Raw genomic sequence first — 13,570 nt, forward strand, 5'->3', positions numbered from 1 at the left:
AATTTATATGAGTAATATAATTTATAAAAGAGAAAAAAAAATAATGCATCTAGCAGAGGCTTTTTATACTAATGTAATAGTAAATCCGATACTTCCATTAGTAGCTAAAACGCCTATAAAACCTAATTACATAACTATTTCTAATATATTAATTTCAGTTTTTATCTATTATTTAGCTTTTATGAATAATCTTACGATTGTTGCAGTTTTAATTCAGTTATATTTATTTTTTGATGTTTTAGATGGAAATTTAGCAAGATATATAAATGCTAGATCTAAACTTGGAGCTAAGCTAGATTTTTGGAGTGATAGGTTTTTTTACAATTTGATTTTTATTTCTATAGGGTATGGTAGAGTTAATATACTATTATTATTAGCAGTAGTAGTATGCGTAAATTTATATGCAATTATTCCAACGTATTACATAGTTCCTAATCTTAGAAAGTTAAAAAATATAAAGAGATTTGGCTTTAAAAAATATATGATGAGTAAGGGATACATAATTGGAATGGATCTTGGCACAGTAGATTTTTTACTTACTTTCTTTTTAATAACTAGATTAATATCATTAACAAATCTATTTATACTTATAACAGCAGGGTACATTATAGATTTAATGTATAGAATTATAGAACTTAAAATAAACCAAAAGATAAGTGGTGGGAGAAATGTTTAATGTAATTATTTTTGGAACTGGAAAGAGTAGAAAAATAGTTGAAAGCGGTTTTAATGATGATGTTAATGTAATTGCATATTTAGATAATAATACTGACAAGTGGAATCAAAAAATTAATGGCAAGTATATTTTGAATCCTGAAAATATAAAAAATATGGAATATGATTACGTGATAATAGCAAGCCAGTATAATGATATAATTTATAATCAGCTTATTAATTTAGGAGTAGATATAAAAAAGATATTTCAGCATAATATTTTTTTTATGTCAATATGGAATGATATATGTTATAGAATGAAAACAATAGAAAATATGAATAAAGATGAACTTAATCTTATAATTACTGGAATATCATATGCTCAAAAGGGAATAAAAACTGATAAACTTCGAAAAAAATCTTTTTCACTTGCATGTTTTAGTCAGGATTTATTTTATGATTATACTCAAGTAAAGTGGATTATTAATAATTTAAGTGATAATATTCAGAATCTTAAATATGTAATAATCGGATTATCCTATTATTCTTTTGAATACGATATGTCGTTATCATCTCAAAAATATAGGACGTTATTATATTATGATGCTATTAAAGAAAGTCATCACTTGAAAAATACAGATTATTTATTAGAAGGAATGAATATAACTAAAAAAATAGCAAAGAATATTTTCTCCTATGATAAAGATGGACGTTTAGATAAGATTGACTTTATGTTTACTAAGAAAAGAATTTATTTACTTAGTGATGAAAAAGGAAAAGAGCAGGCTGAGCGTGACTGCAATAAAAATTATCCAGAGACAGTTAAAGAAAATACAAAAATTTTTAAAGATTATCTTACATTATTAAAAGATAATAATATAAAACCTATTGTTGTTGTTTTCCCAGTTTCAAAATACTATTCAAAATATTTTTCAAGAAGAGTGAAAAATGAATTTGAAAACATACTTAATGAAGTTAGAAAAGATTATGATTTTCAGCTGATAGATTATTTTGATAGCGATGAATTTACTGATGACGATTTTTATGATGTATCTCATCTTAATAATGATGGAGCGTTAAAGTTTACTGAGATACTTAATAATATTATTAAGTGGTAGGAAGAAATAGTATGATAAAAGTTATAATTTTTGATTTAGATGACACCCTTTACTATGAAAAACAATTTGTTTTATGTGGTTTTAAAAATGTTTGTATATATTTAAGCAAAAAATACAATAAAGATTTAAACAAGCTTTATAAAGATACAATAGATATCTTAGATAAAGACGGAAGAGGAAAGATTTTTGATTTTTTATGTAAGAAAAATAATTTTAAAGAAGATATAAATGATCTCGTTTTAATTTATAGAAATACAAAACCGACTTTAACTTTATATGAAGACAGTATTAAAATTTTTAAATACTTAAAAAATAACAATATAAAAACAGGCATTATTACAGATGGATGTGCATTAGTTCAATGGAACAAAATAAAATCTTTAAAGATTGATAAAAAAGTGGACAAGGTAATTGTAACAGATGATTATGATGGAAACTTTTCAAAGCCTTCTACAAAATCATATCTAGAAATGGCAGAATATTTTAAAGTAAATCCTAAGGAATGTATTTATATTGGAGATAATCCTAAAAAGGACTTTATAGGAGCAAAAAGCATTGGTATGAAAACTGTACGAATAATAAGAGAAAAAGGAGATCATGTGTCTGATATAGAAGATAATAAGCATGAGGCAGATAAAAAAATTAAAAATCTTGAAGAAATTAAAGATATAATAAAATTGTAAAGGAGATTTTAGCATATGAATATAGGTATAATTCTGGCAGGTGGCAGTGGAACCAGAATGGGAAATCAGAGTAAACCAAAGCAATTTATTGATGTTTATGGAAAGCCACTTATTATTTATACATTAGAAGCTTTTGAAAACAATGAATACATAGATGAAATTGTTATATCATGCCATAAGGATTGGATAGATAATGTTAAAATATGGTGCAGAAAATATGAGATTACAAAAGTAAAATATATAGTAGAAGGCGGAAATACAAGGCAGGAATCTTCATATAATGCATTAAAATGCCTTGATAAAGAATTAAGTGATGATGACATTGTAGTTATTCATGATTCTGCAAGACCTCTTATTACACCACAAATTATAAAAAACAATGTTATCATGTCAAAGGAGTATGATGCTGTTGATACAGTAATTCATTCTGATGATACTGTAATAAGAAGTATTGATGATAAAAGAATAGAAAGTGTACCAACACGAAAAGAGTTATATTTAGGACAAACACCACAAAGTTTTAAATATTCACTTATAAAAAATGCTCATATAGAAGCAGAAAAGAATGGTATTTATAATGCTACAGATGATTGTCAGCTTGTTCTTAAGCTTAATAAACAGGTATTTTTAGTAGATGGTGATAAACTAAACTTAAAGATTACACGATCTGAAGATTTAACTCTTTTTAAAGCTATACTTAAGATGGGTAGAATAGGAGGCTAAAATATGCTCTCCAGAAATATAAAAATTGTTTCCAAGGAAATATTTGAAATGTATGTTGAGGACACAACTCTTAAACAGGGGCAGTGTCTTATAAGAGTAAATAAAGGTGCTATATGCAGAGCGGATATTCGTTATTATAAAGGAGAACGTGAAGAAAAGATATTAGGATTAAAATATCCAATGAGTCTTATTCATGAAGCTATTGGAACAGTTTTAAAAAGCTATGATAATACATATAAAGCAGGGGATAGAGTTATTCTTATTCCCAATTTATGTAGATGCGTTAATGAAGAAAAATGTAAAAATAAAGTTTGCAAAAATAAGTTTTTAGGTGAAAATTACTGCAAATATGCAAAGTTTGCATCTAGCAATTGCGATGGATTTTCAAAAGAAATAATTAGCTGGCCTAAAAGTAATATTATAAAAATTGACGAAAGTATATCAGATGATGTTGCTGTATTTTCAGAACTTATATCTGTTTGTGAATCTATTTTAAGAAGAATTAAAGATATAGACAGTTCTTTTGAAACTGTATGTATTTTTGGAGATGGAATTGTAGGATTTATACTTTCAAATATATTACATAATATTTATAAGAAAAAAGTAATTATAGTAGGAAAACACGAAGATAAAATGATGAAATTTCCATGTGAGCATTATTTAAAAATAGATAAAACAGAAAAATTAAAAAATCAAAAGATTGATGTCTTTGTTGAATGTGTTGGCGGAAAAGGTATGAATAGTGCAGTGCAGAGTATTTTAGATGTTATAAATCCTGGAGGAAAGATTGTTTTATCTGGTGTAAGTGAAGAAAAACTTTTAATAAATAGTAGAAGTATACTTGAAAAGGGTCTTGTACTTACAGGAAGTACAAGAAGTAACATATCTGATTTTAAAAAAGCTACAGAGTATCTTAAAAATAAAGAATTTTATAAATATATAAAAATTCTTAATCTTGGTGAAAAAGATATAAGAAGTGTTTCAGATTATTATAATGCTTTTTTCGATGCATGTACCGAAAAAAGATTAGGAAAATATATTCTTAATTTTATATTTTAAAATGAGAGGGATAAATATGAAAATATTAACAGTAGTTGGAGCAAGACCGCAGTTTATTAAAGCAGCTATGGTATCAAACAAAATCAGAAAGAAAAACACTGAAATTTTAGTTCATACAGGGCAACACTATGATGCTGATATGTCAGATGTTTTTTTTGATGAACTTGGAATTCCAAAGCCAGATTATAATTTGGGAATAGGTTCTTCTATGCATGGACATCAGACTGGGAATATGCTTATAAAACTTGAAGATATTTATTTAAAAGAGAAACCGGATGCTGTTTTAGTTTATGGAGACACAAATTCAACACTAGCAGGAGCACTCTGTGCAAGTAAACTTTTAATTCCAGTAGCTCATGTAGAAGCAGGTCTTAGAAGTTTTAATAAAAGAATGCCAGAGGAGCAGAATAGAATAGTAGCAGATCATTTATCAGATATTCTTTTTACTCCGACGAATGCAGCTGTATCAAATTTAAAAAATGAAAATATTATAAATGGTATTTATAATGTTGGGGATGTGATGTTTGATGCAATTAATTTTTTTAATCATAAGGCAGAAAATATATCTCAAATAAAGCAAATATTAGATCTTGATAAAAAAGATTACATTTTGTCAACAATACATAGAGCTGAAAATACAAATGATCCACAAAAGCTATCTAAAATAATTTATGCATTAAATGAATGCGGACAAAGAGTTATTTTTCCACTTCATCCCAGAACTAAAAAATTTATAGAAAAATATAATATTATATTAGCAGATAATATAGAAATAATAGATCCAGTAGGATACTTAGAGATGATTTTACTTGAAAAAAATGCTTCAAAGATTGTTACTGATAGTGGTGGCGTTCAAAAAGAAGCTTATTTTTTAAAAAAGCCATGTATTACAGCTAGAGACGAAACTGAATGGATAGAAACAATAAATGATGGCTGGAACATGATTGTTGGAAGTAATAGCAATAAAATTTTAGATGCTATACAAAACTTCAATCCAGATGGTACTACTCATAATATATTTGGATATGGAAATGCATCAGATTTAATATGCAATATTTTACTTAAAAAAATAAAGAGTTGAAATATTATTTATTAAGGATATTGTGAAAAAAATAATATAAAAAATCTAAGTCTTAAAATTATTTAGAATAAGAGGTAATAATATATGCCAATTCAATTTGAAAAAGCAGAAAATGGACTTTTAACTGCTAAATATAAAGGAAAATATATTCATAGCAGATATAATCCGCAAAGAGAAGCCGAAGTTTTTGTTAAGAATAATATTAAATATTTTAATGGAAAAACTATTGCTTTATATGGTATTGGTTTAGGATATCATATAAAAGAAATGTTGAAATTAATTACTGAAGATTCTGCTGTTTATGTTTTTGAAATGAGCGATGAATTAATTAAAGAAGCAAAAATTGTTAATCCAGATATTTTTAATTCTGATAATATAAAAATAATAGATGGTAAAAGCATAAATTTTTACCAAGAGTTAGTAAGCGCAATTGAAGAAGCTGGAAACTTAGTTGTACATAAACCATCACTAGAAATGATAAGAGAATCTTTTCCTAAATTATTTAATGTTATAAATGATTTTTCTAGCATTAGAAATTTTTCCACTTTTCATAATGAAAATTATATGCTTGGAGAAGCAAATAGAAAAGTCAATATATCTAAAGAATATCCTGATATAAGTATTTTAATTGATAAATTAAGTGAAAATAATAAGCCATTTATAATTGCATCTGCAGGACCATCGCTTGATTATGAACTTAAAACTTTAGAAAAATATAGAGATGAATTTACAGTTATTTCTGTAGGAAGTTCACTTAGGACTTTGGTTAATAACAATATTCTGCCAGATGCAATAGTTATTATAGATCCAAAACAAATTATAGAAAAACAGTTTATAGGTTTTGAAAATCTGTCTATTCCATTATGTTTTCCAGCATCAGCATCAAAATGGGCAGTAGAAGTCTATAATGGACCTAAATATATGTTTAATAAATGTGAAGAAAATACGCAAATCCTTGTTGGTGGTACAGTAGCACTTTCAGCACTTGATATTGCAAAAAAAAGTTGTGCAAAAAAGATAATTTTTATTGGACAAGATTTTGCATATCTTGGTGAAAAATCTCATACTGCAACATATGAGAAAATGTATGGGTTTAAAGATAGTGAGAAAACAAGGCATAAAATGCGTATAGTTCAAGGTGTTTTAGGTAATAATCTTGAAACATCTGATGGTTATCTTGTTTTTAAGCATAAAGTAGAATATTTCATACATAACTGTAAAGATATAGAATTTATCAATTGCAGCAGAGGAGCCGCAATTGAAGGAACTAAATTTATGACTTTAGAGGAATTTATAAATAAGTTATGATTATGTTGAGGTGAATTTATGAATAGATCATTTTATATAGGAAATAAAAAAGTAGGAGAAGGTGAAAAAACATTTATAATTGCTGAAATGTCAGCAAATCATCTTCAAGACTATGAAAGAGCAGTAAAAATTATAGAAGAGGCAAAAAAAGCTGGTGCAGATGCGATAAAGCTTCAGACATATACTCCAGATACAATTACACTTGACTGTGATAACAAGTATTTTAAGATAAATCAAGGAACTATATGGGATGGAACAACACTTCATAAGCTCTATGAAAAAGCATATACACCATGGGAGTGGCAGCCTAAGCTTAAAAAGATTGCAGAGGATTTAGGACTTATATTTTTTTCATCTCCATTTGATAATACGGCAGTTGATTTTTTAGAAGACATATCTGTTCCTGCATATAAAATTGCATCGTTTGAACTTACTGATATTCCATTTGTAGAGTATATTGCTTCAAAAGGAAAGCCTGTTATAATGTCAACAGGAATTGCAGAGATCTCTGATATAAAAAATGCATTAGACGCATGTAAAAGGATGAACAATTATGATGTAGCATTATTAAAATGTACATCAGCTTATCCAGCACCTGTAGATGAAATTAATCTAAAGACCATGGAGAATATGAGAGAGACATTTAATGTTACGTCAGGACTTTCAGATCATACTTTAGAAAATTCAGTTTCAGTTGCAGCTGTAGCACTTGGAGCTACAATAATAGAAAAACATATGACTTTAAAAAGAAGCGATAAAGGCCCTGATAGTGAGTTTTCTATGGAGCCTCACGAATTTAAAGATATGGTTAAAAGCATAAGAACGGTTGAAAAAGCGCTTGGCTCTGTTACTTATGATCTTTCTTATAAACAGCAAAAAGAAAGAGAACATTCAAGAAGTCTTTTTGTAGTTAAAGATATAAAAAAAGGTGAAGCTTTTACAAATGATAATGTAAAAAGTATAAGACCAGGTTTTGGACTTAAAACAAAATACATTACTGATATTTTAGGAAAAAAATCAGATAGAGATATACAAAAAGGAACTCCAATGAGCTGGAATTTAATTGAGAGGGATGAATAAAATGAAGATTTTATGTATTGTGCAGGCAAGAATGGGTTCTGAAAGACTGCCTAAAAAAGTTATGAGAGAAATTAACGGAAAGCCTATGATTTATTATACGCTAAATGCTCTAAAAAAAAGCAGATACATAGATGATATTATACTCGCAACTTCTACACTCAAAATAAATGATAAGCTTGCAGAATACGCAGAAAAAGCAGGCTTTAAAGTGTTTAGAGGATCTGAAGACAACGTTCTTAAACGATATAAGGATGTAGCAGATAAATATGAAGGCGATGTGATAATAAGAGTTACTGGAGATTGTCCTCTTATAAATCCTGTAATTGTAGATAATACTATTACAAAATATCTTATGTACGATTACGATTATGTAAGACTTGATGTACCAAATACATTCCAGAGAGGGTTTGATACAGAAGTATTTTCTAAAAAAGCACTTGCTAAAGTGTATAACATAGTATGCTCAAAAGAGAATATAGATAGAGAAGATTTTAAGCCGTTTAGGGAGCATGTTACATTTTATATTTATAATCACAAAGATGATTTTAAAGTAGGCGTTGTAAAAGGCGAAGGAAAGTATTTTGAAAACAAAGATATAAATTATAGCGTTGATAGAATTGAAGATTTTGAAAGAGTAAAAAATATATTAGAAAAAAGAGATATTTGATGAGCTTTTTAGTTGATGAATAGGTGATAGAAATGAAAATATTTATTCGTACAGATGGTGGAAGAGAAATAGGTCTTGGGCATATTATGAGAATGCTTGTCCTTGCAGATGAACTGAGAAAATCGAATGAAGTTATTTTTATCTGCAGAAATTCAAAAAATAATAAGTTTGAAGCAGGAATTGAAAAAATTTATCAGAATGATTTTAAAATACTATTTATAAAAGAAAAAGATTATATTAACGATATAATTTCTTTACAAAAAGAATACAAAGCAGATTTGCTTATTACTGATAGCTATGATGTTTCTGAATCTTATTTTAATGTATTAAAGCCATATTTTAGATTTACAGGGTATGTTGATGATGTTAACAAGATGAAGATGAATGTTGATTTTATAATAAATCAGAATATAAATGCGAAAGAACTTGATTATAGTAGTAATATTAATCTTGAAACTAAGCTATTTTTAGGCCCAAAGTATTGCATGATAAGAAAAGAATTTAAAGAGGCTTTTAAATTAAAAGTGGTTAAAGATGAAGTAAGTGATATTATGCTTACATTAGGTGGCATGGATGATGATAATAATACAGGAAAGATATTAAAAATGATTAAAGACATCAATAAAAATATTCATGTTGTAATTGGTTCTGCATTTAGTGAAGAAACTATTAAAAGTATAGAAAATTTAAGCATAGGGCATGAAAATATTTATTTATATAAGAATGCTAATATGGCAGATATTATGAGAAAATGTGACGTTGCCATATCATCATGTGGTTCAACAATATATGAACTATGTTCAATGAATGTTATACCAATTGGTATTATTGTAGCTGAAAATCAGAGAAAAACAGCTGAATTTATGAAAAGTAATGAACTTATAGCTAAAATATTTAATGCTCAAAATTTAAATAGTCATGATTTAATTAACTTTTTAAATAACCTCTTAAATAATAAAAGTAAAAGGTTAAAAATTTTTAACAATCAGAAAAATATAGTAAATATAAATGGTGCCAAACTTTTAGTTGATAAAATAAATAAAATTAAATTAAAGTAAATGAAAAAAAGTTCGATAATAAACAAAATATGTTAAGGATGTGAGAATTATGGATGTAGCAGCAGCTTCAATTGGAATGCATCAGGCTCAGCTTCAAAATGATGTTACGCTTTCTGTTATGAAGATTTCGATGAATGATGCAGAAAATACAAGTACACAGATTACTGAAATGATGGATAATATGTCACTTGATCCTAATTTAGGCACAAATATTGATACGACAGTTTAAAAGATAAGATAGGAGGATATTAATAGATATGAGATTAGCACACAATATGTACTCTGAAAAAATATATAGAACATATAAATCTATATTAACAGATAATTCTAAATCTATTAGAAATATAAGTTCTGGTCTTAAAATTAATTCTGCAAAAGATAATCCTAGCAAAATAAGTGAATCAGAAAATTTGAAAATGCAGATTATGTGTAGAAATGCAGCAGAAGAAAATATACAGGATACAAATTCTATGATTCAGACATTTGATGGATCTATGCAGGAGATTAACAATCAGCTTGTAAGATTAAAGCAGCTTGTTGTTAATGTTCATAATGATACAAATGATGATGAGGATAAAGCTACAATAAAAAAAGAGATAGATCAAATTCTAGAAGGAATAGATGATATTTCAAACAATACAGAATTTAATGGGACAAAGTTATCACTTGAAGCAGGTGAAAAAGAAGATCCAAATAGTAATATAATAAAATCTACTATAGGAGATATGGTAGGAGATGATGTAAAATTACAAAGATATAATCTTACAACAGGAAAAAATGGTTTGGATTTACAGGGAAATTCTACAGATTTATCAAAAATAGATGATGCTATACAAAAAGTATCTATATCTAGAAGTAAATATGGTGCTATTCAGTCAAGACTTGAAGATACATATACTGATATGGGTTCTATAGACATGAATCTTCAGAGTGCACAGAGTGATTTAGCTGATGCTGATATTGCAGAAGAAGCATTAAACTTATCAAAATCACAGATAATGTATCAGGCATCAATAGCACTTATGGCACAAAGTAATAAATTCCCTAAAGAAGCTTTAAATATTTTATCGGCTGTAAAGTAGTGATGATTTTTATAGAGGTAAGAGTCTGCCAAAAAACAGCTAAAAACTGCTTATGGCAGTTTTTTTATGTATAAAAATATTCTCTTATTATAGAATAATTAGAAAAAATATATAATCGTATATATTTTTAGCTTAATATTGAAAAGAATTTCAAAATCATATGGTAAAATGTGATATTTTATTTTATAATAATTATAAAAGTGTTTTTATGTAAAATAATAACTTTTGGAAAAGGGATGAGTTAATGAGTATACCAATGGTATCAGATAATACGTATAATCTTATAAAAAGAGGCATGGATGCTTCGAATGTAAGAGCAAATGCAATATCGAATAATATTGCTAACATTAATACAAAAAACTATAAAAGATTTAATGTTATATTTGAACAAAATCTTGAAAAACAAAATGATTCCGATTTTAAATTAAAAACAACAAACGAAAACCATTATAAAAATGAAGCTTCAGGTCTTTCACTAAAGAGAACAGAAAATGCTCATTTTACATCAAATGGTGAAGAAAATGGAGGAATATCTGTTACTCGTGATACGTCTACGAGTATGAGAACTGATGGTAATAATGTTGATTTGGAAGTTGAGAAAGCAAATCAGGCAGCAAATACACTAAAGTATTATGCATTAGTTGCTGCAGCAAATAATAAGTTTACTAATTTAAAAACAGTTCTTAAATAATTAAAATTTAGGGGGATTAAATGTATGGGAGCTTTTAGTTCAATGGCAGTTAGCGCAACAGGAATGTCTGCTGAGCGTTTAAGAATGGATACCATTTCATCAAATATGGCAAATGCTACAACAACAAGAAATGCAGCAGGAGAAAAACAGCCTTATATAAGGAAAGTAGCTGTATTTCAGGAAGCATTAGATAAAGCAGGAAATGCAGCAGGAGTTAAGGCAGTAAAAATAGAAGATGATCCATCGCCACTTAGAAAAGTATATAATCCAAGTCATCCAGATGCAGGAGAAGATGGATATGTAACAATGCCTAATGTAAATGTACTTAATGAATATGCTGATATGATGGTCGCAACGAGATCGTATGAAGCTAATGTTGATACATTTAATGCATTAAAAGGTATGTTTTCAAAATCATTAGAAATTGGTAAATAGAGGTGAAAGAATTGGAAATAAATAATAGCTTTGCTAATAGAATTGAAAATTTTAATACGAGAATAGATAGTTTTAATAACAAAATAAATGGAAATCAAAATAATGATGTTAAAGACACTAAAAAATTAAGTTTTTCAGATGTACTTAAAGGAACTTTAGATAATGTAAATGGTATGCAGGTTAAAGCAGACACATCAATGACAGATTTCATAAGTGGAGGAAAGACTAATATTGGTGAAGCAATGATAAATAACACAGAAGCATCGCTTGGACTTCAGTTTTTAACTGCAACAAGGGATAAGCTACTTGAAGGATATAAGGAATTAACAAAAATGCAGTTATAGTAAGGGGCGCTAGAAGATGAAAAAACTTTTAGAAAAAGCTAAAGGACTTTTAAATAAATTTAAAAGTAAGAGCAAAAAAGTTAAAATAGCAATGACGGTTGCCTTTATTGCTGTAATTGTAGCAATAGGAAGTCTGATATACTATTCACAGGCAAACAAATATCAGGTATTGTTTTCTGGCCTTAAAGGTGATGATTCTCAAGTCGTAATTAATTCATTAACAGATGAAAAAATTGATTATAAAATAAAAGGAGATTCAATTTTAATACCAAAAGATAAAGTAGATGAACTTCGTCTTAAGCTTGCACCAAGTTTAACAGATGGAAGTAAAGGCTATGAACTCATGGATGGTGGAAGTTCATTTGGAATGACAGATGAGGAATTTAAAATAAAGAAATTAAGAATGCAGCAAGGTGAACTTGAAAAAACATTTAAGAGTTTTAATGAAGTATCAGACGCTAGAGTACATATAACACAGGCAACAGATTCTGTTTTTGCAAAGGACAAGCAGGAAGGGAAAGCTGCTGTAAAACTTACATTAAAACCTGGAAAAAAGCTTTCAGAAGATCAGGTAAGAGCTATCGTTGCTTTAGTATCTGGTGCAACTGAAAATATACCAGAAAAAAACATAAGTGTAATAGATGATAAAATGAATCTTTTAACAAAAGATCTTGAAAATTCAGATGATGGCAGTGCAAATACAGAAGTCATAGGAAAACAGCATGCACAGGAAAAAGATTATGAAGAAAAACTTCAAGAAGCTATAGTTGAATTACTTGAGCCAGTAGTTGGAAAGAATAAAGTAAAATCAACTGTAAGTGCTGATCTTGATTTTGATTCTAAACAGGTAACAGAAACAACAATAGATCCAAATAAAGTAATTGTAAGTCAGGATTCTTCAAAGGAAACTTCAAATACTACTAATGGAGGGAATCAGAGTCAGAGTCCTGTTGACAATAATATGTCAAACCAGATAACTGATGGAACAAATGATACTAATTCATCAGCTAAAGAAGAACAGAAAACTAATTATGATTCTGGAAAGAGCGAAAGTAAAACCATAGTTGCTCCAGGAGAAGTTAAAAGAAAAACAGTTTCTGTAATTATAGATGGAAATCTTGATGCTGATACTCAATCTCAGATTGAAAATCTTGTATCTAATGCTGTAGGGCTTGATGCAACAAAAGGTGATCAGCTTACAGTAGCAGGAATGGCATTTGATCCATCAATAAATGATGAAGCACAGAGCGAAATAGATGCAATGAATGCAGAAGAAGCACAGAAAAAGCAAACAAGAATGTTAATTCTTGGAGCAATAGGTGCAGTAGTTTTATTAATTGCACTCTTTATGATAATGAGAAAAATTATAGCAAATAGAAAGAAGAAGAAACAAGAAGCTCAAAATATTGATACATTAATAGATGATACAATTATTCCAAAGGAACCAGAAGAGTTTGCTCCTATTGAATTTGAAGAGAAATCTGAGAAAACTCATTTAGAGCAAGAAATCAAGAAATACGCTAAGGAAAAACCAGAGCAGGTTGTTGAAATAATTAAATCGTGGTTAGCTGAAAATGAGAGGTGATA

General features: G+C 28.0%; 16 protein-coding genes. All 16 read left to right on the top strand.

What is annotated here, in order from left to right; translation table 11 throughout:
* Positions 1-7 precede the first annotated feature (7 nt).
* The 16 genes from MTX53_RS03380 (at position 8) to fliF (ending at position 13,568) form a co-directional block, all read left to right on the top strand.
* On the top strand, positions 8-676 hold the full coding sequence (locus tag MTX53_RS03380; RefSeq protein WP_244834817.1) for a CDP-alcohol phosphatidyltransferase family protein: 669 nt from the start codon (positions 8-10) through the stop codon (positions 674-676).
* Positions 669-1,772, top strand: a complete 1,104-nt coding sequence (locus tag MTX53_RS03385; protein ID WP_244834818.1) for a DUF1574 domain-containing protein — start codon at positions 669-671, stop codon at positions 1,770-1,772. The genes MTX53_RS03380 and MTX53_RS03385 overlap by 8 nt, the downstream gene beginning before the upstream one ends.
* An 11-nt stretch (positions 1,773-1,783) precedes the next feature.
* Positions 1,784-2,455 carry an HAD-IA family hydrolase gene (locus MTX53_RS03390; RefSeq protein WP_244834819.1) on the top strand — a complete coding sequence of 224 codons (672 nt, stop codon included), beginning with the start codon at positions 1,784-1,786 and terminating at the stop codon, positions 2,453-2,455.
* 15 nt (positions 2,456-2,470) lie between these two features.
* The gene (ispD, locus tag MTX53_RS03395; RefSeq protein WP_244834820.1) at positions 2,471-3,178 is read left to right on the top strand and encodes a 2-C-methyl-D-erythritol 4-phosphate cytidylyltransferase; all 708 of its coding nucleotides are present in this window, start codon (positions 2,471-2,473) and stop codon (positions 3,176-3,178) included.
* Between the two features lie 3 nt (positions 3,179-3,181).
* Positions 3,182-4,237: an alcohol dehydrogenase catalytic domain-containing protein gene (locus MTX53_RS03400; RefSeq protein WP_244834821.1), complete on the top strand. Its 1,056-nt coding sequence runs from the start codon at positions 3,182-3,184 to the stop codon at positions 4,235-4,237.
* Positions 4,238-4,253: 16 nt separating this feature from the next.
* Positions 4,254-5,318 (top strand): UDP-N-acetylglucosamine 2-epimerase (non-hydrolyzing), encoded by a 1,065-nt coding sequence (gene wecB / locus MTX53_RS03405; protein WP_244834822.1) that lies wholly within the window; start codon positions 4,254-4,256, stop codon positions 5,316-5,318.
* Between the two features lie 84 nt (positions 5,319-5,402).
* Positions 5,403-6,626, top strand: coding sequence for a 6-hydroxymethylpterin diphosphokinase MptE-like protein (locus MTX53_RS03410; RefSeq protein ID WP_244834823.1), 1,224 nt, complete (start codon positions 5,403-5,405; stop codon positions 6,624-6,626).
* A gap of 18 nt (positions 6,627-6,644) precedes the next feature.
* Complete coding sequence (gene pseI / locus MTX53_RS03415; protein ID WP_244834824.1) at positions 6,645-7,706, top strand: pseudaminic acid synthase; 1,062 nt, start codon at positions 6,645-6,647, stop codon at positions 7,704-7,706.
* Position 7,707: 1 nt separating this feature from the next.
* Positions 7,708-8,373: a glycosyltransferase family protein gene (locus MTX53_RS03420; protein ID WP_244834825.1), complete on the top strand. Its 666-nt coding sequence runs from the start codon at positions 7,708-7,710 to the stop codon at positions 8,371-8,373.
* Positions 8,374-8,405: 32 nt separating this feature from the next.
* Entirely contained in the window at positions 8,406-9,431 is a 1,026-nt protein-coding gene (gene pseG, locus MTX53_RS03425) for a UDP-2,4-diacetamido-2,4,6-trideoxy-beta-L-altropyranose hydrolase (RefSeq protein ID WP_244834826.1), read from the top strand.
* A gap of 49 nt (positions 9,432-9,480) precedes the next feature.
* Positions 9,481-9,660 (top strand): YjfB family protein, encoded by a 180-nt coding sequence (locus MTX53_RS03430; protein ID WP_244834827.1) that lies wholly within the window; start codon positions 9,481-9,483, stop codon positions 9,658-9,660.
* Positions 9,661-9,688: 28 nt separating this feature from the next.
* Positions 9,689-10,513 carry a flagellin gene (locus tag MTX53_RS03435; protein WP_244834828.1) on the top strand — a complete coding sequence of 275 codons (825 nt, stop codon included), beginning with the start codon at positions 9,689-9,691 and terminating at the stop codon, positions 10,511-10,513.
* Positions 10,514-10,757: 244 nt separating this feature from the next.
* Complete coding sequence (gene flgB, locus MTX53_RS03440; protein WP_244834829.1) at positions 10,758-11,204, top strand: flagellar basal body rod protein FlgB; 447 nt, start codon at positions 10,758-10,760, stop codon at positions 11,202-11,204.
* A gap of 24 nt (positions 11,205-11,228) precedes the next feature.
* The gene (flgC, locus tag MTX53_RS03445) at positions 11,229-11,639 is read left to right on the top strand and encodes a flagellar basal body rod protein FlgC (RefSeq protein WP_244834830.1); all 411 of its coding nucleotides are present in this window, start codon (positions 11,229-11,231) and stop codon (positions 11,637-11,639) included.
* An 11-nt stretch (positions 11,640-11,650) separates the two neighbouring features.
* A complete protein-coding gene (gene fliE / locus MTX53_RS03450; RefSeq protein WP_244834831.1) occupies positions 11,651-11,983 on the top strand; it encodes a flagellar hook-basal body complex protein FliE in 333 nt (110 codons plus the stop codon).
* A gap of 16 nt (positions 11,984-11,999) precedes the next feature.
* Positions 12,000-13,568: a flagellar basal-body MS-ring/collar protein FliF gene (gene fliF, locus MTX53_RS03455; protein WP_244834832.1), complete on the top strand. Its 1,569-nt coding sequence runs from the start codon at positions 12,000-12,002 to the stop codon at positions 13,566-13,568.
* Positions 13,569-13,570: the final 2 nt, after the last annotated feature.

The sequence above is a fragment of the Clostridium sp. BJN0001 genome (assembly GCF_022869825.1).
Lineage (GTDB): Bacteria > Bacillota > Clostridia > Clostridiales > Clostridiaceae > Clostridium.